The sequence below is a fragment of the Burkholderia sp. ABCPW 111 genome (assembly GCF_000773065.1).
GTDB lineage: Bacteria > Pseudomonadota > Gammaproteobacteria > Burkholderiales > Burkholderiaceae > Burkholderia > Burkholderia savannae.
Genome location: NZ_JPWT01000094.1, coordinates 1 through 22,293, shown reverse-complemented (window position 1 = coordinate 22,293; position 22,293 = coordinate 1). Strand labels below are relative to the sequence as shown.

The 22,293-nt window shown below is 68.8% G+C and carries 18 protein-coding genes, 1 pseudogene and 1 riboswitch; of the genes and pseudogenes, 14 read left to right on the top strand and 5 right to left on the bottom strand.

Features of this window, described 5'->3' with window-relative positions:
• Positions 1-205: 205 nt before the first annotated feature.
• Entirely contained in the window at positions 206-985 is a 780-nt protein-coding gene (locus tag X946_RS21895) for a DeoR/GlpR family DNA-binding transcription regulator (RefSeq protein WP_038751947.1), read from the top strand.
• A 317-nt stretch (positions 986-1,302) separates the two neighbouring features.
• Positions 1,303-1,500 carry a phage tail assembly chaperone gene (locus X946_RS21890; protein WP_038751987.1) on the top strand — a complete coding sequence of 66 codons (198 nt, stop codon included), beginning with the start codon at positions 1,303-1,305 and terminating at the stop codon, positions 1,498-1,500.
• A 66-nt stretch (positions 1,501-1,566) separates the two neighbouring features.
• Here X946_RS21890 and X946_RS21885 read toward each other — a convergent pair whose 3' ends face one another.
• The gene (locus X946_RS21885) at positions 1,567-1,938 is read right to left on the bottom strand and encodes a hypothetical protein (RefSeq protein WP_038751984.1); all 372 of its coding nucleotides are present in this window, start codon (positions 1,936-1,938) and stop codon (positions 1,567-1,569) included.
• Between the two features lie 175 nt (positions 1,939-2,113).
• On the opposite strand from X946_RS21885, the gene glpD reads away from it, so the two are divergent.
• From glpD to X946_RS21860, 5 genes and pseudogenes are all read left to right on the top strand, one after another.
• Positions 2,114-3,646 carry a glycerol-3-phosphate dehydrogenase gene (gene glpD / locus X946_RS21880; RefSeq protein WP_038751944.1) on the top strand — a complete coding sequence of 511 codons (1,533 nt, stop codon included), beginning with the start codon at positions 2,114-2,116 and terminating at the stop codon, positions 3,644-3,646.
• Positions 3,647-3,749: 103 nt separating this feature from the next.
• Entirely contained in the window at positions 3,750-5,252 is a 1,503-nt protein-coding gene (glpK, locus tag X946_RS21875) for a glycerol kinase GlpK (RefSeq protein WP_038751941.1), read from the top strand.
• Positions 5,253-5,364: 112 nt separating this feature from the next.
• On the top strand, positions 5,365-6,081 hold the full coding sequence (locus X946_RS21870; RefSeq protein WP_038751938.1) for an MIP/aquaporin family protein: 717 nt from the start codon (positions 5,365-5,367) through the stop codon (positions 6,079-6,081).
• Positions 6,082-6,232: 151 nt separating this feature from the next.
• Positions 6,233-6,549 (top strand): annotated as a pseudogene (locus X946_RS21865) (EamA family transporter); the annotation flags it as partial.
• Positions 6,550-7,094: 545 nt separating this feature from the next.
• Positions 7,095-7,781 carry an HAD family hydrolase gene (locus X946_RS21860; protein ID WP_038751935.1) on the top strand — a complete coding sequence of 229 codons (687 nt, stop codon included), beginning with the start codon at positions 7,095-7,097 and terminating at the stop codon, positions 7,779-7,781.
• A 70-nt stretch (positions 7,782-7,851) separates the two neighbouring features.
• Here the strand turns inward: X946_RS21860 and ribB are convergent, their stop codons facing one another.
• From ribB to X946_RS21845, 3 genes are all read right to left on the bottom strand, one after another.
• Positions 7,852-8,574 (bottom strand): 3,4-dihydroxy-2-butanone-4-phosphate synthase, encoded by a 723-nt coding sequence (gene ribB, locus X946_RS21855; protein WP_038751933.1) that lies wholly within the window; start codon positions 8,572-8,574, stop codon positions 7,852-7,854.
• A 138-nt stretch (positions 8,575-8,712) separates the two neighbouring features.
• Positions 8,713-8,861, bottom strand: a riboswitch (FMN riboswitch).
• Positions 8,862-9,000: 139 nt separating this feature from the next.
• Positions 9,001-9,669 carry a helix-turn-helix domain-containing protein gene (locus X946_RS21850; RefSeq protein WP_038751929.1) on the bottom strand — a complete coding sequence of 223 codons (669 nt, stop codon included), beginning with the start codon at positions 9,667-9,669 and terminating at the stop codon, positions 9,001-9,003.
• Between the two features lie 133 nt (positions 9,670-9,802).
• Positions 9,803-10,975 carry an MFS transporter gene (locus tag X946_RS21845; protein ID WP_038751927.1) on the bottom strand — a complete coding sequence of 391 codons (1,173 nt, stop codon included), beginning with the start codon at positions 10,973-10,975 and terminating at the stop codon, positions 9,803-9,805.
• Between the two features lie 140 nt (positions 10,976-11,115).
• Between X946_RS21845 and X946_RS21840 the strand changes: the two genes are divergently transcribed.
• The 7 genes from X946_RS21840 (at position 11,116) to lnt (ending at position 20,266) form a co-directional block, all read left to right on the top strand.
• Positions 11,116-12,048, top strand: coding sequence for a LysR family transcriptional regulator (locus tag X946_RS21840; RefSeq protein ID WP_038751924.1), 933 nt, complete (start codon positions 11,116-11,118; stop codon positions 12,046-12,048).
• Between the two features lie 534 nt (positions 12,049-12,582).
• Positions 12,583-13,956: a tRNA (N6-isopentenyl adenosine(37)-C2)-methylthiotransferase MiaB gene (miaB, locus tag X946_RS21835; protein WP_038751922.1), complete on the top strand. Its 1,374-nt coding sequence runs from the start codon at positions 12,583-12,585 to the stop codon at positions 13,954-13,956.
• Between the two features lie 26 nt (positions 13,957-13,982).
• Positions 13,983-15,053: a PhoH family protein gene (locus X946_RS21830; RefSeq protein ID WP_038751919.1), complete on the top strand. Its 1,071-nt coding sequence runs from the start codon at positions 13,983-13,985 to the stop codon at positions 15,051-15,053.
• Between the two features lie 648 nt (positions 15,054-15,701).
• Entirely contained in the window at positions 15,702-16,499 is a 798-nt protein-coding gene (gene ybeY, locus X946_RS21825; RefSeq protein ID WP_038751916.1) for an rRNA maturation RNase YbeY, read from the top strand.
• Between the two features lie 21 nt (positions 16,500-16,520).
• Positions 16,521-17,159: a gamma-glutamylcyclotransferase gene (locus X946_RS21820; protein WP_038751913.1), complete on the top strand. Its 639-nt coding sequence runs from the start codon at positions 16,521-16,523 to the stop codon at positions 17,157-17,159.
• A gap of 464 nt (positions 17,160-17,623) precedes the next feature.
• Positions 17,624-18,511 (top strand): HlyC/CorC family transporter, encoded by an 888-nt coding sequence (locus X946_RS21815; protein ID WP_038751910.1) that lies wholly within the window; start codon positions 17,624-17,626, stop codon positions 18,509-18,511.
• A 42-nt stretch (positions 18,512-18,553) separates the two neighbouring features.
• Entirely contained in the window at positions 18,554-20,266 is a 1,713-nt protein-coding gene (gene lnt, locus X946_RS21810) for an apolipoprotein N-acyltransferase (protein ID WP_038751907.1), read from the top strand.
• A gap of 35 nt (positions 20,267-20,301) precedes the next feature.
• Here the strand turns inward: lnt and X946_RS21805 are convergent, their stop codons facing one another.
• Positions 20,302-21,939 (bottom strand): hypothetical protein, encoded by a 1,638-nt coding sequence (locus tag X946_RS21805; protein WP_038751904.1) that lies wholly within the window; start codon positions 21,937-21,939, stop codon positions 20,302-20,304.
• Positions 21,940-22,293: the final 354 nt, after the last annotated feature.

The following is a 22,293-nucleotide window of genomic DNA, read 5'->3' as shown; positions in this document are numbered from 1 at the left end:
TTCCAGCGCGAATACGCGGCCCCGACAAATTCATTTGTCACATGAATTGATGCGGGAACGACATGAATCGAGTCTAGACCGAGATCGGCCCGCGTGCGCGGCGGCATGCGCCGCCCGCCCGTCGAATCGGCGCGAACAGCCCTTACAATGCGAAATGGCCGCCTCCAGTGCCCCGTCCCATCGAGCCGAATCGAAACCCGCGAACATGACACGAGACCCCCGCCTCACCCTGAACGCACGTCAGCAGGAATTGCTCGAATGGGTGCAGCGCGACGGCTTCGTCACTGTCGACGATCTCGCCGCCCATTTCAACGTGACGCCGCAGACGATCCGCCGCGACGTCAACTGGCTCGCCGACCTGAACCTGCTGCGCCGCTACCACGGCGGCGCGAGCCTGCCCACGAGCTCGGAGAACGTGTCGTACACCGCGCGCCAGCGGATGTTCCACGACGAGAAGCGCAAGATCGCCGCGCTCGCCGCGTCGCACATCCCCGATCAGGCGTCGCTCTTCATCAACCTCGGCACGACGACCGAGGAGGTCGCGCGCGCGCTCAACCGGCATCGCGGCCTGCACGTCATCACGAACAACCTGAATGTCGCGAGCATGATGAGCGGCTATCCGGAATGCGAGGTGCTGATCACGGGCGGCATCGTGCGGCCTTGGGACAAGGGCATCGTCGGCGAGCTCGCGATCGACTTCATCCGCCAGTTCAGGGTCGACTACGCGATCATCGGCACCTCGTCGATCGAAAACGACGGCACGCTGCGCGACTTCGACACGCGCGAGGTGCGCGTCGCCGAGGCGATCATCCAGCACGCGCGCACCGTCTACCTCGTCACCGACCATTCGAAGTTCGGCCGCCCGGCGCTCGTGCGCCAAGGGCATCTGAGCCAGATCCACGCGCTCTTCACCGACAAGCCGCTTCCCGACGAGATGGCCGACACGATCGCGCAGGCGGGCACGCAGGTCTACGTCGCCGACTGACCGGGCGGCCGCGCGAGCGGCACCGCGCATTGCTGCGCCGCACCCAAAACTTCAAGTGAAATCAAGGAATTGGCGCACCGTCGCAACCGCCTGACGAATTTCTTGATGTCAATCAGAAAATTATCGGGGTGCGATTTGTAGATGCCGGCTCGCTTGACTACACTCCAAATCCCCGGCGCGGTTGCGCGCTCGGCGCAACCGGGGCGACGTCAATAACGCCAAGGCCGGGACAGCGGCTTTCCCCCCACGCCTTCCCTTGCTGGGTCACTCGACCGGACATTTGCGCCCGGGACAGTACGGTTGTCATGGAGAGAACGATGCTAAGTCCGCATGAATTCGCCACGCTGTTGCTTGTGAAGGATGCCCCCGACCAAGCCGACATGGACCGCGACGAACTCGACGCGCTGCTCGAGCGGCAGCTCGTGAAGCTGGAATCGCTCGGCTCCGGCAGGAAATACTGCGTCACCGAAATCGGCGACGCGGCCTTGCGATCGATCAAGCTCCGTTATTCGTGATGTTCCGGCCGAACGGGCGCGGCCAGTGCCAGGCGGCGCCCGTTCGGCCCACTCCTCTGCCGTCTTTCAACTGCCGCGCAGCGACGGGTCTACCGCCGCCCGCCAGCTAAGCGCTTGCGCGCGCGCGTCGTTGAGATAGCTCACCCAGCGGCTTCGTTCAGCCGGGTCGGCGTTCGTCCCGAGCGCCGCGTGGCGCTGCGCAAGTTCGTTTTCGAACGCGCAGAAGCGCGCGTCGGTCAGCTTGCCGTGTCGCTTCGCGACCCACGCATCGAATGCCGCCGAATAGACGGCCTGCGCGTCGTCGCCGTAGTCCCGCACGTCGCCGCAAGTCCGCTGCAGCTCGGAAAACGACGGCCCGCCCCAGCTACCGAACATCGCCGGCCCACCCGCACATCCGGCCAGCAGCGCGAGCGCGCCCGCCGTGATCATCGTACGCATGTGCATCCCCTCGCTCGTTGGTCATGCGCCAGTATCGTCCCAGAGCGTGCGCTACGCCACCCGACCCTCAAAAGCGAACTTTACTTTTTCGATTGTGTTCGTTAAATTTCGAATGCGAACATTTCTGGTTCGCTCATTTTCTATTACACGAACATACGAACGGTAGGATCAGCGGGTGACTCAACAGAATCGTTACGATCTGCTCGTCGTCGGCGGCGGGATCAACGGCGCGGGCATCGCGCGCGACGCGGCCGGCCGCGGCCTGTCGGTACTCCTCTGCGAGCAGGACGACCTCGCGTCGCACACCTCCTCGTCGAGCACGAAGCTGATCCACGGCGGTCTGCGCTATCTCGAGTACAAGGAATTCGGGCTCGTGCGCAAGGCGCTGCAGGAGCGCGAGACGCTGTTGCGCGCGGCGCCGCACATCATATGGCCGCTGCGCTTCGTGATGCCGCACATGCCGAACCTGCGCCCCGCATGGCTCATCCGCATCGGCCTGTTCCTGTACGACCATCTCGCGAAGCGCGAGCTGCTGCCCGGCTCGCGCGGCATCGTCATGCGCCGCCACCCCGCGGGCGCGCCGCTCGTCGATTCGATCAAGCGCGGCTTCGTCTACTCGGACGGCTGGGTCGACGACGCGCGGCTCGTCGTGCTGAACGCGCTCGACGCGCAGGAGCGCGGCGCGCGCATCCTCACGCGCACGAAGCTCGTGTCGGCGGAGCGCCGCGACGGGCAATGGCACGCGCGGCTGCAGCGCGCCGACGGCACGACGCTCGACGTGCGCGCCCGCGCGGTTGCGAACGCGGCCGGCCCGTGGGTCGGCGACGTGCTGCACGGCGCGCTCGGCCGCGGCGCGCAGCACAGCGTGCGGCTCGTGAAGGGCAGCCACATCGTCACGCGGCGCCTGTTCGATCACGACCACGCCTACATCTTCCAGAATCCGGACAAGCGGATCATCTTCGCGATTCCGTACGAGCGCGACTTCACGCTGATCGGCACGACCGACGTCGAATATCACGACGATCCGTCGCGCGTCGCCATCGACCGCGACGAAACGCGCTACCTGTGCGAGTCGATCAATCGCTACTTCAAGCGTAAGATCTCGCCCGCCGACGTGTGCTGGACCTATTCCGGCGTGCGCCCGCTCCTCGAGGACGAGAACGCGGACAACCCGTCCGCCGTCACGCGCGACTATCGCCTCGAGATGGACGGCGGCGAAGGCGCGCCGCTGCTGTCGGTGTTCGGCGGCAAGATCACGACGTTCCGCAAGCTCGCCGAGGAAGCGACCGACATGCTGGGCGGCATGCTCGGCGCATCGCGCGGCGCGTGGACGGCGGGCGTGCCGCTGCCTGGCGGCGACATCGCCGATGCGCGCTTCGCGCCGTTCGCCGAAGCGTTCGCGAAACGTCATCCGTGGTTGCCCGCCGCGCTCGCGCGCCGCTATGCGCGCGCGTACGGCACGCGCGCCGAGCGCGTGATCGGCGACGCGAAATCGCTCGCCGCGCTCGGCGCCGAGCTCGCGCCCGGTCTTTACGAAGCGGAATTGCGTTATCTGCGCGACGCCGAATGGGCGAGCTGCGCGGACGACGTGCTGTGGCGGCGTTCGAAGCTCGGTCTGCATGTCGCGCCGGGCACGCTCGACACCGTGACGGCCGCGCTCGACGCCTGGTTCGGCGCCGCGCGCGAAGCGGCGAGCGCCGTGCACTGACCGGCGCGTCGACGCCGGCGGCAACGAACGACGACAGGAAACATCAGGAACGCGCCGCGCCCGCGGCGCGTATCACAACTACGTACGGATGGAGATGAGACACATGCAGGATCAGTACATCCTCGCGCTCGACCAGGGCACGACCAGCTCCCGCGCCATGCTATTCGATCGACAAGGCAACATCGTGTCGATCGCGCAGAAGGAATTCGAGCAAATTTATCCGCAGCCGGGCTGGGTCGAGCACGACCCGCAGGAGATCTGGTCGACGCAGGCGGGCGTCGCGGCGGAAGCCGTCACGCGGGTCGGCCTGAACGGCACGGCGATCGCCGCGATCGGCATCACGAACCAGCGCGAGACGACGATCGTCTGGGATCGCGAGACGGGCCACCCGATCTACAACGCGATCGTCTGGCAGGACCGCCGCACCGCCGATTTCTGCGACCAGCTCAAGGAGCAGGGCCTGAGCGAGAAGGTCCGCGCGAAGACCGGCCTGCCGATCGATTCGTACTTCTCGGCGACCAAGATCCGCTGGATTCTCGACAACGTCGAAGGCGCGCGCGAGAAGGCGCGCCAGGGCAAGCTCGCGTTCGGCACGGTCGACAGCTGGCTCGTCTGGAACTTCACGAAGCACGAGCTGCACGTGACCGACGTGACGAACGCATCGCGCACGATGCTCTTCAACATCCATACGCTCGACTGGGACGACGAGCTCCTCGACGCGCTCGAGATTCCGCGCAACATGCTGCCGGAAGTGCGGCCGTCGTCCGAGATCTACGGGCCGACGAAGACGACGGTGTTCGCCTCGAAGATTCCGCTCGCGGGCATCGCGGGCGACCAGCAGGCCGCCCTCTTCGGCCAGATGTGCACGACCTCCGGCATGGTGAAGAACACCTACGGCACCGGCTGCTTCCTGATGATGAACACCGGCGAGAAGCCGATCGAATCGCGGAACAATCTCGTCACGACGATCGCGTGGCAGGTGGACGGCAAGGTCAACTACGCGCTCGAAGGCAGCATCTTCATCGCGGGCGCGGTCGTGCAATGGCTGCGCGACGGGCTCGGGATCATCAAGAGCGCGTCGGAGATCGAGGCGCTCGCGGGCGGCGTGCCGCACACGGACGGCGTCTATCTCGTGCCCGCGTTCGCCGGCCTCGGCGCGCCGCACTGGAACGCGCGCGCCCGCGGGTCGCTCTTCGGCGTCACGCGCGGCACGACGTCCGCGCACCTCGCGCGCGCGGCGCTCGATTCGATCGCGTATCAGTCGCTCGACGTGCTGAAGGCGATGGAAGCCGATTCGGGCATCCGGATCGGCGAGCTGCGCGTCGACGGCGGCGCGAGCGCGAACAACCTGCTGATGCAGTTCCAGGCCGATCTGCTCGGCGTCGACGCGGTGCGTCCGCGCATCACCGAGACGACCGCGCTCGGCGCCGCGTATCTCGCGGGCCTCGCGATCGGCTACTGGCAGAACGTCGACGAACTGCACAGCCAATGGCAGCTCGAGCGCCGCTTCGCGCCGTCGATGCAGAGCGATCAGGTCAGCACGTGCCTCGCCGGCTGGCAGCGCGCGGTGCGCGCGGCGAAGGCGTGGGCGGACGACACGCACTGAGCAACATCGTTCGGCATCCGTATCAAAAGCAATTCGACAATCACATTCACAACAATCAGGCGGGCCGCGCGACGCAAGCCGCGAGCCCGCCATACCGGTAGAGAGACACATCATGTCACCATATATCGCGGAGTTCATCGGCACGGCTCTCCTCGTGCTGCTCGGCAACGGCGCCGTTGCGAACGTGTTGCTCGCGAAGACCAAAGGCAAAGGCGCCGACCTCATCGTCATCGTGATGGGCTGGGCGATGGCGGTATTCGTCGCGGTCTACGTGACCGCATCGTTCTCCGGCGCGCATTTGAATCCGATCGTCACGATCAGCCTCGCGCTCGCGGGCAAGTTCGCATGGGCGAAGGTGGGCGGCTACATCGTGTCGCAAATGCTGGGCGGCATGGCGGGCGCGTTCCTCGTATGGCTCGCGTATCGCCAGCACTTCGCGAAGGAAGCCGATCCCGATCTGAAGCTCGCCGCATTCTGCACGGCGCCCGCGATCCGCAGCGTCACGCACAACGTGCTGACCGAGGCGATCTGCACGTTCGTGCTGATCCTCGGCGTGCTGTATCTCGCGTCGCCGCAAGTCGGCCTCGGCGCGCTCGACGCGCTGCCCGTCGGCCTGCTCGTGCTCGGCATCGGCATCTCGCTCGGCGGCCCGACGGGCTACGCGATGAGCCCCGCGCGCGACCTGTCGCCGCGCATCATGCACGCGCTGCTGCCGATTCCCGGCAAGCGCGACAGCGACTGGCGCTATGCGTGGGTGCCGGTGCTCGGGCCGCTCGTCGGCGGCGTGCTCGCGGCGAACCTGTATCTGTATCTGCATACGGCGCACTGAGCGCAGCGTCGCATGCCGCCGCGCGCTCGCCGCGGCCCCGGCCCCCTCGCCCGGCAACGAGCGAGGGGGTTTTCAATTGGCGTGAGCCGAATCGGGGCGGGGCGGGCCGAGCCGGTTCGGAATCCTTCGAAAGCGCCCCCCATCTATCCGGATCTGCTACCTGACGGCCGTCGCGATCCTGTTCGCGGCGCTCGCCCGCGCGCGCAACCTGTCCGCGCCGCCCGGCTCGATCGTGCCGCTGGCCCTGTCGATCAGCGTATTCAGCCTGGTCGGCTTCTTCTCGCTCGCGTACGGCTCGACGGCAGGCCACGTCGCGATCGTCACCGTGCTCAGCTCGCTCGCGAGCGGCTTCATGGCGCTGCTCGGCTTCTTCGTGCGCGGCGAGCGGCCGAGTGCGCTGCAATGGGTCGGCATTGCGGCATTCACGTCGGCGTCGTGATGCTGAAGAGCACGCCGCAAGCGCTCGCAGTCCGAGCGGCTCGGGCCGATCGGGCCGGCCGAGCCACGCGTCGACGGCGCGGCGCGAGCATCGAGGGCATGCGGCTGCGTGCCGCCGGGCCCGCGACAGGCAGCCGCACGACGCGACGATGATCGGCACCCGCGCGGCTCGCGCGCGGACGTGAACGTGCGAGCCTGCATCGATCATGCGTCCGTCGATTCGACATCGACATCGACATCGACATCGACATCGACATCGACGCGACGCGCCACGCCGCACCGCGCGCCGGGAGCATGGCCCCCTGCCCGCCCCTCGCCGCCGCTTGCTTCACGCTCGCTCGCCGCTTTGCGTCCGCATTGCCTCGCGGGAAATCGCGCAGCGTCACGAGCGTCGGCGCGGAGCCTCGCCCTCGCTGCCGCGCGCTCGCCCGCACCAACGCATGCGAACACGAACGAGCGCCGCGCGGCCCACGCAACGTGTCGCACCATGATTCGCGCCGACGAGCCGCGCCCCGCCGCGACAAAGCACGTATCATGATGCTTCGTCGCCTCGTCCCATTTTTCGTTGTTTTCCTATGCTCGACCACCTCATTTGCGACTGCGACGGCGTGCTCGTCGACAGCGAAGTGATCGCCGATCGCGTGCTGTTCGACACGCTGTCGGCCACGTTTCCCGCGATCGATTTCACGGTCGACGCGAAAGCCGCGTTCGGCCAGCAGACGTCGCGCTTTCTCGCGGGCCTCGAAGCGCGCCACGGCATTGCGATGCCGGCGAATTTCCTCGATACGATCGAGCACAACATCGAGATCGGCCTTGCGCAGTGGCTCGCGCCGATCGCCGGCGTGCGCGACGCGCTGTCGAAGATCGCGCTGCCCGCGGCCGTCGTGTCGAACAGCCGGCTCGAGCGCGTGCGCAACTCGCTCAAGCGCGCGGCGCTCACGGACGTGTTCGGCGAGCGCGTGTTCAGCGCCGAGCAGGTCGCTCGGCCGAAGCCCTATCCGGACGTGTATCTGCACGCGGCGCGCACGCTCGGCGTCGAGCCGGCGCGCTGCGTCGTCGTCGAGGACAGCGTGTCGGGGCTGAACGCGGCGCGCGCGGCGGGCATGAAGACGATCGCGTTCGTCGGCGCGAGCCACATTCCCGGCGGCTACGAAGACGCACTGCGCAAAATGGGGATCACGCGCATCATGCGCTCGATGGACGAGCTGCCTGCGCTCGTCGAGGCGGGCTTGCGCGGCGAATTCGGCGGCGTGCAGTCGTAGTCGCGCAACGTCGCTTCGCGCGCGGCGCGGCTCGCCCGCCGCACGCTGTCGCCGAGCAAACCGGAATCGATCAGGCAACGTCCTCGCAGCACGCGTCGCGTTCGCGCGCGGCCGCGAGCCGCTCGCGGAATTCGACGAGCTCGGCGATCGTCAGCATCGGCAGCCCGTGCTGCGCGGCGAAGCGCTCGACGTCGGCGCCGCGCGTCATCGTGCCGTCCGGATTCATCAGCTCGCACAGCACGCCCGCGGGCTCGAGCCCGGCCAGGATCGCGAGATCGACGGTGCCCTCGGTATGGCCGCGCCGCGCGAGCACGCCGCCCGGCGCCGCGCGCAGCGGAAACACGTGGCCGGGGCGCACGATGTCGTGCGGCAACGCGCCGTCGGCGATCGCCGCGCGAATCGTCGTCACGCGATCGGCGGCCGACACGCCGGTCGTCACGCCGACGCGCGCCTCGATCGACACCGTGAACGCGGTGCCGTTCTTGCTTTCGTTCAATTGCGCCATCGGCGGCAGCTCGAGCGCGCGCACCTTTTCGTCCGTCAGGCACAGGCACACGATGCCGCTGCACTCGCGGATCAGCAGCGCCATCGTCTCGTCGGTGAGACGCTCGGCGGCGACGATCAAATCGGCTTCGTTCTCGCGGTCGTCGTCGTCCTGCAGCACGACCGCGCGCCCTTCGCGCAGCGCGGCGAGCGCGGCGGCGATGCGCGGCGGCACCGGTTCGGCGTCGAGCAACGGGAGATCGGAGAAAGCGTCGGCGGGCGCCGACTTCGAAGGCAACGGAAACGACATGATATGAAACGCTCCTCGCGGAAAAAATGGGGCGAAAAACGTTTCAGGGCTTAGCAAACAGACAGCGCGACACCGCTTCCGCGCCGCGCGGACGACGCCGCGCGCGCAGCGGACGAGGCCTGGCGCACATGACCATCTGCACATCTTCTCTCATCCGGACTATGACCGTCGGCTCTGGCATCGGACCAGATCTGCTGACCCCACGCATTGCGCGGGCGCTCGCGGGCTCGCCGGCAACATGCCGGCCTACCGCCGGTGGGGAATTTCACCCCGCCCTGAAGACGCACTGATTGCCGGACGAACCGGCCGGTGAAGCATACAACACCTGCGGACGCGCCGCAGCGAGAAGCCGACAAGACCCTACTGACGAATCCGTCTAAACCGTGCTAGACCGCGACGCGCGAGCGTGCGCCGCAACGCTCGGCGTCACGCCGGCACGTGCCAGCGCGGCGGCACTTCGGCGTTGACCGTCACGCGAAACGCACGCGCCTCGGTATCGCCGGGGTTGCGCAGCGTGTACGGCTGATCGGCGTCGAACACGATTGCGTCGCCCGTCGCGAGCAACTGGCGCCGATCGTGGATGCTGACTTCGAGCGTGCCTTCGCTGACGACGAGATTCACGCTCGTGCCGGGTGCGCGCGACGCGCCCGGCTCGGTGTGCAGCGGCGCGATCCGCAGCTCGTGGAATTCGGCGACCGCGGGCTCGCCTTCCGGATACAGCGCGCGCGCGGAGAAGCGCCCGTTCGAGCTGACGACGCGCACCGCGCGCTCGGCGCTCAGATGCTCGAAACCATTGACCGCATGACGCCGCAGGAACGCGGCCACCGACACCTTCAGCGCGGCCGCGACCTTGCAGAGCACCTTGATCGACGGCACGCTGCGCGCCGATTCGATCTGCGCGAGCATCGCCCGCGACACGCCCGAGAGCCGCGCGAGCGCATCGAGCGACAACTGGCGCTCCGCGCGCAGGCGCGCGAGATTCACGCCGACGAGCCGCTCGAGCGCATCGAACGACTCGTACGACGCGTCGGCATCGGCCGCCGAGGCGGCATCCGGTGAAGACACATCGCGCACGAGCGCCAACGGAGAATGCATGACGTTGCCTCCAGGGCCAAAGCAAGCCCAACGGTTTCAGATGAGGCAAAGACTAACATCCGCTCGGGGGCCGTCAAACAAAGTTATCTTCACACTGTTATCAGGATCGCAGAGGACGGCGTTCCGCGATGCGTCATTGCGCCGTTGCGGCCGCACCCTGTGAGACGCGCGTATCGAGCCGCGCGGCGAGCACGGTGACCGCGAGCGCGGCGAGCGTGACGACGGCCGCGACCCACGGCAGCGCGTCGAGCGGCATGCCGTGCGACAGCGCGACGCCGCCCAGCCACGCGCCGCCCGCATTGCCGACGTTGAACGCGCCGATATTGAGCGTCGACGCGAGATTCGGCGCATGCGCGGCTTTCTCGACCACCCGCGACTGCAGCGGAGGAACCGTCGCGAAAGCAGCGACCCCCCACACGAACACGGTAACGGCGGCCGCGACGGGCAGATGGCTCGTCTTCGCGAACACCGCCATCACGGCGACGAGCGCGACGAGGATCGCGATCAGCGACGGCATCAGCGCGCGGTCCGCGAGCCTGCCGCCGATCGTGTTGCCGATCGTGAGCCCGACGCCGAACAGCACGAGAACGAGCGACACCGCGTGCGGCGAGAAGCGCGTCACGTCCTCGAGGATCGGCGCGATGTACGTGAACACGACGAACACGCCGCCGAAGCCGAGCACCGTCATCATGAGCGCGAGCCACACCTGCGGCTCCTTCAGCACGCGCAGCTCGCGGCCGAGCGCGACGCCCGCCGCATCGCGCTGCTTCGGCACGAGCGCGGCGACGCCGGCGAACGACGCGACGCCGAGCGCCGCGACGATCCAGAACGTCGCGCGCCAGCCGAGCGTCTGGCCGACGAAGGTGCCGAACGGCACGCCGAGCACGTTCGCGAGCGTGAGCCCCGTGAACATCAGCGCGATGGCGCTTGCGCGCTTGTCGGCGCTCACGAGCGACGCGGCGACGACCGCGCCGATGCCGAAGAACGAGCCGTGCGCGAACGACGTGACGACGCGCGCGATCATCAGCATCCCGTAGCTTTGCGCGACCGCGCACAGCACGTTGCCGACGATGAAGATCGCCATCAGCAGTTGCAGCGCCGCCTTGCGCGGCATTCTGCTGGTGAGCACGGCGAGCAGCGGCGCGCCCGCGGCGACGCCGAGCGCATAGCCGCTGACGAGGAGGCCCGCGGACGGCAGCGTGACCGCGAGATCGCGCGCGACGTCGGGCAAGAGGCCCATGATGACGAATTCGGTGGTACCGATGGCGAACGCGCTGATCGCGAGCGCGAGTAACGGTAGAGGCATGAGACGCTCCGGTGCGGGATGCGGCGCGACTCATGCGGCACCGCATCAAAAAACTGACGAGCGCGCATTGTCCCGAATCAGAAGAATTTTGATAATTGGCGTAGCATTTGAATCATTTTCAAAAAATATCTGAAAATCGCATGGATCGATTGGGCGACATCCGCTTGTTCGTCGAGGCTGCCGAGCTCGGCAGCCTGTCGGCCGCCGGGCGCAAGCTGAACCTGACGCCCGCCGCCGCGAGCGCGCGGCTCGCGAAGCTGGAGGCGCAGGTGTCGACGCGCCTCTTCGAGCGCTCGACGCGGCGGCTGCGGCTCACCGACGAGGGCCGCCTGTACCTGAACTGCTGCCGGCAGGCGCTGCAGGCGCTCGACGACGCCGACGCGATGCTTCAGGAAGGCCGCAACGTCGTGAGCGGCAAGGTGCGGCTGTCGTCGACGTCGGATTTCGGGCGCAATCAGCTGCTCGACTGGCTCGACGAATTCAACGCGCGCTATCCCGACGTGACGTTCTCCGTGACGGCGTCGGATTCGTCGTCGAACCTCTGGCAGGACGAGATCGATCTCGCGATCCGCTTCGCCGCGCCGCCCGACGGCGCGCTGATCGCGCGGCGGCTCGCGGCGAACCGGCGCGTGCTGTGCGCGTCGCCCGCGTTCATCGGCAAGCACGGCGCGCCGAAAGACCCACTCGATCTGGCCCGCTTTCCGTGCAACGTGATCACGATCGCGTCGGGGCCGCTCAACGTGTGGCGCTTCACGCGCGGCGACGACACGCAGACCTACACGGTGCCGCTCGCGAACGCGCACGAGACGAACGACGGCGGCCTCACGCGCGAATGGACGATTCGCGGCTACGGCATCGCGCTGAAATCGATCTGGGACATCGCGGCCGACGTGCGCGCGGGGCGGCTCAAGGTGCTGCTGCCCGAGTGGCGGCACCACGACGCGCCGCTGCACGCGATCTATCACGGCAAGCGCTACATGGCGCCGCGCGTACGAGTGCTGCTCGATTTTCTCGTCGAGCGCTTCGCGCAGGAGGAAAAGGCGCTCGAGGGTCTGCTGAACGCGTGCCGGTGACGCGGGGCGCACGCCGCTTCGGCGCTTCGGCGCGCTGCTCGGCCCGACCGCGCGAATCGGTGCTCGCCGCCGCGGCTTTCCGCTTCTTGGATTCTCGCTCGACTCTCGGCTCTCGGCTCCTCGCTTCTTGCCTCGTAGGCTTATTGACTAGTCGGTTGTCGGTTGTCGGTTGTCGGTTGTCGGTTGTCGGTTGTCGGTTGTCGGTTGTCGGTTGTCGGTTCGTCGGTTCGTCGGTTCGTCGGTTCGTCGGCGCGAGGATCGCACCAAGCGGCGCGCGTGCCTGCCGCCCCGCAGCAATTCGCTGCCTGCCGCCCTTGCCCGTGCGCCCGCCACGCGATCGGCCAAACGCCGCCCCGCCTCGCGCGACGCGCCGCCGCCCGCTCCGCGAAGCCCGAAAAGCTATAATAGAAAGCTTTCCCGGCGGCATCTTCCCGTACGCGGCGCGCGCATCGCGCGGCTGGCGGCGCGCCGATCCGTCCCCCGATCCACTTTGAACGACGCCCCCAGGTCAACCACTGCGAACGGCGAATCCTCATGACCAAGAAAGTTTACGTAAAGACCTTCGGCTGCCAGATGAACGAGTACGACTCCGACAAGATGGTCGACGTGCTCAACGCCGCCGAAGGCCTCGAGAAGACCGACACCCCCGAAGACGCGGACATCATCCTCTTCAACACCTGCTCGGTGCGCGAGAAGGCGCAGGAAAAGGTGTTCTCCGATCTCGGCCGCGTGCGCGAGCTGAAAGAGGCGAAGCCGGAACTGCTGATCGGCGTCGGCGGCTGCGTCGCGAGCCAGGAAGGCGCGTCGATCGTCGCGCGCGCGCCGTACGTCGATCTCGTGTTCGGCCCGCAGACGCTGCACCGCCTGCCGCAGATGATCGACGCGCGCCGCGCGAGCGGCCGCGCGCAGGTCGACATCACGTTCCCCGAAATCGAGAAGTTCGATCACCTGCCGCCCGCGCGCGTCGAAGGCCCGAGCGCGTTCGTGTCGATCATGGAAGGCTGCAGCAAGTACTGCAGCTACTGCGTCGTGCCGTACACGCGCGGCGATGAAGTGTCGCGCCCGCTCGACGACGTGCTGACCGAGATCGCCGGCCTCGCCGATCAGGGCGTGCGCGAAGTCACGCTGCTCGGCCAGAACGTGAACGCATATCGGGGCCCGCTCGCGGCCGGCTCCGGCGAAATCGCCGATTTCGCGACGCTGATCGAATACGTCGCCGACGTCCCCGGCATCGAGCGAATCCGCTATACGACGTCGCATCCGAAGGAATTCACGCAGCGCCTGCTCGACGTGTACGCGAAGGTGCCGAAGCTCGTCGACCACCTGCACCTGCCCGTCCAGCACGGCTCGGACCGCATCCTGATGGCGATGAAGCGCGGCTACACGGTGCTCGAGTACAAATCGGTGATCCGCAAGCTGCGCGCGATCCGCCCGAACCTGTCGCTGTCGACGGACATCATCGTCGGCTTCCCCGGCGAGACCGAAGCCGACTTCGACAAGACGATGGCGCTCGTCCACGAGATGAGCTACGACACGAGCTTCTCGTTCATCTACAGCCCGCGCCCCGGCACGCCCGCCGCGAACCTCGCCGACGACACCCCGCGCGAGGTCAAGCTCAAACGCCTGCAACATCTGCAGGCGACGATCGAGGAGAACGTCGCACGCATCAGCCAGTCGATGGTCGGCAGGGTCGAGCGGATTCTCGTCGAGGGACCGTCGCGCAAGGACCCGAACGAACTCGCGGGCCGCACCGAGAACAACCGGGTCGTGAACTTCCCCGCGCCGCTCGCCTCGCACCCGCGCCTCATCGGCCAGATGATCGACGTGAAGATCAATCACGCGTATCCGCACTCGCTGCGCGGCGAGCTCGTGCTCGCGCACGACGACGCGAGCGCCGCCACGCACTGAATGCCCTACAGGAACCCGACGCCACTTTGAAAACCGCTCAAGCACTGGAATTCACCGCGCCGCGCGACGACAACGCGCGCCTCGCGAATCTCTGCGGCCCGCTCGACGAAAATCTGCGGCAGATCGAACAGGCGCTCGACGTGACGCTCACGCGGCGCGGCCACCGGATCGCGATTCGCGGGCGCGGCGCGAAAACCGCGCTGACGGCGCTCGAGGACTTCTACAACCGCGCGCGCGATCCGCTGTCGGTCGACGATATCCAGCTCGCGCTCGTCGAGGCCCGCCATCCGGGCAATCCGCGCCGTAACGGCCATGGCGAAGGCAACGGCGGGACCGAAGTCGACGTGCGGTTTCGCGGCGATCCGGACCATCCGTTCGACGAGCCCGTCGTGCGCATCGGCGACGAAGAGCACATCGACGATGGCGCGCCGAAGCTCTATACGCGCCGCGCCGATCTGCGCGGCCGCACGCCCGCGCAGCGCGAGTACCTGAAGCAGATCCTGTCGCACGACGTGACGTTCGGCGTCGGCCCGGCGGGCACCGGCAAGACGTATCTCGCGGTCGCGTGCGCGGTCGACGCGCTCGAACGCGACCAGGTCAAGCGCATCGTGCTGACGCGCCCGGCCGTCGAGGCCGGCGAGCGGCTCGGCTTCCTGCCCGGCGACCTCGCGCAGAAGGTCGATCCGTACCTGCGGCCGCTGTACGACGCGCTCTACGATCTGCTCGGCTTCGACAAGACCGCGAAGATGTTCGAGCGGCAGATGATCGAGATCGCGCCGCTCGCGTACATGCGCGGCCGCACGCTGAACCACGCGTTCATCATCCTCGACGAGGCGCAGAACACGACGCCCGAGCAGATGAAGATGTTCCTCACGCGGATCGGCTTCGGCTCGAAGGCGGTCGTCACGGGCGACACGAGCCAGGTCGATTTGCCGCGCGCGCAGAAGAGCGGCCTGATCGAGGCGCAGCAGGTGCTCGGCGGCGTGCGCGGCATCGCGCTCACGCGCTTCACGAGCGCCGACGTGGTCCGCCATCCGCTCGTCGCGCGCATCGTCGAGGCCTACGACGAATTCCACGCGCAGCACAAGGACGAGTGAACGCGTCGCGCCGGCGCGGCCGCGCGGGACGATCGGGCCGAAGCGCGCCACGAACGGAAGCGTGCTTGCCGATCGGGCGGCGTGCACGGCCTGCGCGGGCGGCGCCTCGCACCGCTCGCGCAGGCCGCCTGATCACTCGATCGTTCGTCGCGCGATCATCGGTCGCGTGATCGTTCGCGTGATCGGCCGCTCGGCCGCTCGATTGGTCGATCGCTCGGCCGGTCGATCGGCGGATCTTCCGGGGAGCGCCTGAGCGACCAGTCGCCCGATCGTCCGTTCCGCACGGCAACGCCATCGACCGGGTTCGCGCACGGCGACGCGCGACGGATCGCAATCCGAATCCGTCGACGGCGCGCCCGCCGCCCCGTCGACGATCCGCAGCGCTCGGGCACCGGTCCCATGCCGGCCGATGCGCGCCCCGCCCGCCTGCCGCGCGTGTCGGCGCAACGCTCGCCCCCAAGAACCGCCGGCCGCACGCCGGCCGCACGCGCCTGATACTGCGCGCCGGGCCTCGCCCGAATCGTCGCCGGCCGAGCCCAAAAATGCCGCGCGCAAGCCCCCTCCCCACTCGCGACAACTCGCCAATTGGCCCCCGGACGCTCGTCCGTTTGGTGTATCCTCAACCGCGTTCAAACCGACGTCAGCGTGATGAAATCGTCCCGTTCCACCAAGTCCGCGCGCGCCGAGGCAGCGCAACCCGAATTTCCTCGCCTGTCGCTGTTCGATGCGAAAGGCAAAGTCAAATCGGTCGACGCGCAGGCGCTGCGCGTCGACTTCGCCGACGGCCGCAGCCTGATGTTCGACCTGTCCGGCAGTTCGGGCGACGCGGCCGTCGCGATCGTCGCTCAGCACGCGGACCCGTCGCTGCGCGCGACGATCGCGCTGCGCCCCGAGCACTACGATAGCGTGACGGTCGAAGTCGGCGCCGACGAGAATCCGGACTTCGCTCACGACGAAACGAGCGACGCGGGCGAAGACGCGCACGACCGCGAGCCCGAGCTCGACCTCGCGGTCCAGTACGGCGACGAGATCGGCGACGCGCAGCGCAAGTCGCTGCCCAAGCGCAAGGTGATCGCCGAATGGCTCGAGCCCGCGATCTTCTCCGACGCGCAGTTCACCGTGCGCTTCGTCGGCGCCGACGAAGGGCGCGCGCTCAACCACAGCTATCGGCACAAGGACTACGCGACGAACGTGCTGACCTTCGCGTACGGCGAGGAGCCGGACGGCGTCACCGTCGCGGATCTCGTGCTGTGCTGCCCCGTCGTCGAAAAGGAGGCGCGCGAGCAGGGCAAGACGCTCGTCGCGCACTACGCGCATCTGCTCGTGCATGGCGCGCTGCACGCGCAGGGGTATGACCACGAGCGCGGAGAGGAGGACGCGGCCGAGATGGAAGCGCTCGAAATCGACATCCTCGCAAAGCTCGGCTTCCCGAATCCGTACCGCTGATTCGCGCCGCCCTGCCCGCCCGTGAGCCGCCCCGCCCCCGCACCCAGCCGCTGCCCATACCCTCCGTCGCTCGGCGAAGCGCGCTACCTGAGCGACGACGAACTCGCGGCGTCGCTCGGCGCGACGCTGGCCGGCTGGGATCGCACGAGCGATCTGTGGCTGTTCGGCTATGGCTCGCTGATCTGGAACCCGGGGATGCCCGCCGTCGAGTCGGTGCGCGCGAAGGTCCACGGCTACCACCGCGGGCTCTATTTGTGGTCGCGCGTGAACCGCGGCACGCCCGAGCAGCCTGGGCTCGTGCTCGCGCTCGACCGCGGCGGCTCGTGCACGGGGCTTGCGTTCCGGCTCGCCGGCCGCACCGCGATACCGCACCTCGAGGCGCTGTGGCGGCGCGAGATGGCGATGGGCTCGTACCGCCCCGCGTGGCTGCCGTGCGCGCTCGCGGGCCGTGAGCGGGTCAGCGCGCTCGCGTTCGTCATGCGGCGCGACGTCCCGACCTATACCGGCAAGCTGCACGACGACGTCGTGAGAATCGTGTTCGGCTGCGCGAGCGGCCGCTACGGCACCACGCTCGACTACGTGAGCCGCACCGTCGACGCGCTGCGCGACAGCGGAATGCCCGATCAGGCGCTCGAGGCGCTGCTCGCGCGCTGCAGATAGCGGCCGAAGGGCTGACGCTCTCAACGCCGCCGACTCTGTCAACGCAGTCGGTCGGCGGGCGTGGGCGGACGGTGCGGCGAGCGGTCGCGCGACGCGCCGAACGCCGAGTACCGGTTGCCGGATGCCAAACGAGGGATGCGAAGGCGCGATGCGATCGCCAAATGCCGCCACAGCCGCCGCACGCCGTCTCGCACCACCGGCGCCGGACGTGCGCGCGCCCCGCAAGCCCACCCGCCCGCGCACCGGCCGCGCGCCGCTTCGCATCCGCCGTTTTTTTCCGCCGCTGCCCGCGTGAGCGTTTCTGCGCTACGATGAGGGACGCCCGAGGCCGCGCCGCTCGGCCGGAATCGCGCGACGCGCCGCTGCGGCTCGCGCGCATGCCCGTCGACACGGACGCGCCATAGCCTTGGTGTATCCTTGCCAATTCCGTGACAGCGCGCCTTCGATACGCAGGGCGCACCACCATGAACGATTCGTATCCCAGTCGAAAATCCTCCGACAAACCGCATGAAAAGCGCTCGCTGCTCGAGCGTCTGACCGACTTCATCTCGCCCGAGCCCGATTCGCGGGCCGAGCTCCTCGAAATCCTGCAGGATGCGCACGAGCGCAACCTGATCGACGCCGACTCGCTGTCGATGATCGAGGGCGTGTTCCAGGTGTCCGATCTGTGCGCGCGCGACATCATGGTGCCCCGCGCGCAGATGGACGCGCTCAACATCGCCGACAAGCCCGAGGACTTCATCCCGTTCGTGCTCGAAAAAGCGCACTCTCGCTACCCGGTGTACGAAGACAACCGCGACAACGTGATCGGCGTCCTGCTCGCCAAGGATCTGCTGCGCTTCTACGCGGAAGAGGAATTCGACGTGCGCGGGATGCTGCGCCCCGCCGTCTTCATCCCCGAATCGAAGCGGCTGAACGTGCTGCTGCACGACTTCCGCGTGAACCGCAACCACCTCGCGATCGTCGTCGACGAATACGGCGGCGTCGCGGGCCTCATCACGATCGAGGACGTGCTCGAGCAGATCGTCGGCGACATCGAGGACGAATACGACTTCGACGAGGAAGCCGGCAACATCATCGCCGCGCCGGACGGCCGCTATCGCGTGCGCGCGCTGACCGAGATCGAGCAGTTCAACGAAACGTTCGGCACCGATTTCTCCGACGACGAAGTCGACACGATCGGCGGCCTCATCACGCACCATTTCGGCCGCGTCCCGCATCGCGGCGAGAAGGTGCGCCTCGGCGACCTGCTGTTCGAGATCCAGCGCGGCGACGCCCGCCAGATCCACGTGCTGCTCGTGCGCCGCGCGCCGCTCGCGGGCCGGCGCAGCAGCTCAGCCGGCGAAGACTGACGCGCGGCCTCCGTTTCCCAACCCGCTCCTTCGACGCAACGCATGGCCGAACCGATCTCGACCCGCTCGCAATCGAGCGTCTCCTCTACGGCCGCCGGCCGTGCGCTGCCCGTCTGGCACTATCCGGCCGCGCTCCTCGCGGGCGCGGCCAACACGCTGACGTTCGCGCCGACGCCTCACGGCGGCTGGCTGCAGTTCGTCGTATTCGCATGGCTCTTCGCGCAACTCACGCGCACGACGAGCTGGAAGCACGCGGCGGCCACGGGCGGCGCGTTCGGCTTCGGCAACTTCATCACCGGCATCTGGTGGCTCTACATCAGCATGCACGTGTACGGCGAAATGGCCGCGCCGCTCGCGGGCGGCGCACTCGTGCTGTTCTGCCTGTATCTGTCGATCTATCCGGCGTTCTCGGCGGGGCTCTGGTCGTTCTGCGCGGGACACGCGCAAAACGGCCAGGCCGCCGAGCCGCGCCCGTTCTCGCCGACCTGGCACGGCGCGTTCGCGTTCGCGAGCGCATGGGCCGCCGGCGAATGGCTGCGCGGCACCGTGCTCACCGGCTTTCCGTGGCTCGCGAGCGGCTATGCGCAGGTCGACGGGCCGCTCGCCGGCTACGCGTCGATCGTCGGCGTCTACGGGATCGGCTGGATGCTCGCGCTCGTCGCGGCGCTCGCCGTGCAGGCGATCGTGCGCGCGCGCGAAGATGGCAATGGAACCGGAAACGGCCGCGGCAACGGCCGAACCGATGCGACGGCGACGAGCGCGACGGCCGCCCCGCGTGCGTCCCGCGCGCCGCGCGTCGCGGCGCCGGCGCTCGCGGCCGTCGCGCTCGTCGCGATCGGCCCGCTGCTCGCGCTCGTGCCGTGGACCGTGCCCGCGAACGCGCCGCTCGCGGTGCGCCTGCTGCAAGGCAACGTGAAGCAGGACATCAAGTTCGAGGAAGCGGGCATCAAGGCGGCGATCGAGATGTATCAGAAGATGATCACCGAGAAGCCGGCCGATCTCGTCGTCACGCCCGAGACGGCGATCGCGGTGCTGATCCAGGAACTGCCCGAGCCGTTCGCGCGCGCGGTGCGCGCGTTCAGCGACACGACCGACACGGCCGTGCTGTTCGGCGCGGTCGGCGGCACGGTGACGGCCGACGGCCGGATCGTCGACTACACGAACAGCCTGTACGGCGTGACGCCGCATTCGCGCGACATCTACCGCTACGACAAGCACCATCTGGTGCCGTTCGGCGAATTCATCCCGTGGGGCTTTCGCTGGTTCGTCGACCTGATGAAGATGCCGCTCGGCGATTTCGCGCGCGGCGCGCCGGTCCAGCAGCCGTTCATCGTGCGCAACCAGCCGGTGATGGCGGACATCTGCTACGAGGACATCTTCGGCGAGGAGATCGCGGCGACGATCCGCGACAATCCGGTGTCGCCGGGCGTGCTCGTCAACGTGACGAACCTCGCGTGGTTCGGCGACACGATCGCGCTCGACCAGCACCTGCAGATCGCGCGGATGCGCTCGCTGGAGACCGGCCGGCCGATGCTGCGCGCGACGAACACCGGGATGACGGCCGCGATCGACGCGCAAGGGCGCGTGCTCGGCCAGCTGAAGCCCTACACGATCGGCTCGCTCGACGTGCGGATCGAAGGCACGGCCGGACGCACGCCGTACGTGACGAGCGGCAACGCGACGGTGCTCGCGCTGTCGCTGCTGTTCCTCGCGTTCGGTTTCGCGTTCGGGCCGGGGCTGCGCCGGCGCGGCTGACGCTCTCCGCGCGCCGCCCGCCGGCGGCGCGTTCTTCAGCCCGCGCGCTGCGCCCATGCGCGCAGATCGCGCGCCACCTCGTCCATCACCGGCTCCCAGCGCGCGAACTCGCGCTGACGATACAGCGTCGCGCTCGGATACCACGGGCTGTCGCGCCGCCCGAGCTGCCACACCCAGTGCGGATTGACGTCGAGCAGCACCCACGTCGGGCGCCCGAGCGCGCCGCCCAGATGCGCAACCGACGTGCAGACGCTCACGATCAGATCGAGCGCGCCGACGTAGGCGGCCGTATCGTCGAACGTGCGCAACTCGGCCGTGTCGTCGACGATCGGAAAGCCCGCCGAGCGCGCTGCCGCGACGTCCGCCGACGCGCCCGGCTGCAGCGAATGAAACGTCACGCCGCCGATCCCGCCGAACGCGGCGACGTACCGGTCGAGACCGACGCGCCTGAACGGATTGCGCTGATGCGCGAGGCTGCCCGTCCACGCAAGCCCCACGCGCAACGGCGTCGCCCCCGCCTGCGCGGACTCGGCGAAGCGCGCGCGCCATCGCGCGAGCGCCGCGTCGTCGGCGCGCAGATACGGGACGGTATCGCCGAACAGCGCATCGCCGAGCCCGAGCATCCACGGCACGCTCATCAGCGCAAGCTCGTAGTCGAACGGCGGCAGCGCGTCGACGCCACCGCCCGCACGATAGCCGTCGACGTGCGCGCCGAGGCTGCGCACGAGCAGATCGCCCATTTGCGGAAACGCATTCCATTCGAGCCGGCCGCCTTCGCGATGCACGCGCTCGGCGAGCGCCGGCACGAAGCGCGCGAACTGCAGCAGGTCGCCCATGCCCTGCTCGCCCCACACGAGCAGCGTCTTGCCGGCCAGCGGCTCGCCGCGCCAGCGCGGGCCGGGCAGCGCCGGCAGCTTGCCGCGCAGCTCGGGCGCGCCGCTCCAGCGCAGTTCGTGCGCCGGCCAACCGCTCGCGTAGTCGCCGCGCGCGAGCCGGATCAGCGCGAGGTTGAAGCGGTGCGACGCATCGCCGGGCTCGAGCTCGATGACGCGCCGCGACGCGCGCTCGGCGTCGTCCCAGCGCTGCGCCTCCTTGTACGCCATCGCCGCGTTGGTGAGCGCGAGCGGGCTGTCGGGCGCGAGCGCGAGCGCCTTCGCCGACGCGTCGAGCGCGCCCGGCAGGTCGTGGCGGCGCAGCCGCGCGATAACGAGATTGATCCACGCATCGGGCTCGGACGGCGCGCCGGCGGCCGCTCCTTCGAGCAGCGCGAGCTCCTCGGCGTCGTCGCCGCCCGTCATCCGGACGGCGATCGCGAGGTTGTTCTTCAGCGACGGCCATGCGGGCTCGACGGCCAGCACGCGCCGGTACGGCGCGATCGCCTCCGCGTGACGCCCCGCGTGCTGCAGCGCGTAGCCGTGGTTGAACGCGGCGGCGGGCGACGTCGGCGCGAGCGCGTCGCAGAGGCGCGCGAGTTCGACCGCGTCGTCGGCGCGCCCGTCGCCGACGAGCGCCATCGTCAGCCGATGGATCGCGCCGTCGTCGACGGGATGCAGCAGGCCGGCGGCTTCGAGCCAGATCGCGCGCGCGTCGCCGCGGGCGTCGAGCGCCCGGCGAAGCATCGCGACGAAGGGCGGCAGCAACGGAACGTTCGGGCCGGGCGAAGCGGAGGACATGGGCGATCGTCACGAAGACGGCGTGGCGCGCGACGCGGCGCGGAAGCCACCATCTTACCGGCTCGCCGCCGCCCGGCGTCTCGAAAATGCGCGGGTGCTTCGTCGCCGCGCGCGTCCGTCGAATGGCCGACTGGCGATCCGCCGCTGGGGCCGTGCGCCGCCCGCGCGCACGGCGCGGCGCGCGCCGTGTGAGCCGTGTGAGCCGTGTGAGCCGTGCGTGCCGTGTGTGCCGTGTGCGCCGTGTGCGCCGTGTGTGCCGTGTGCGCCGTGTGCGCCGTGTGCGCCGTGTGCGCCGTGTGCGCCGTGTGCGCCGTGTGCGCCGTGTGCGCCGTGTGCGCCGTGTGCGCCGTGTGC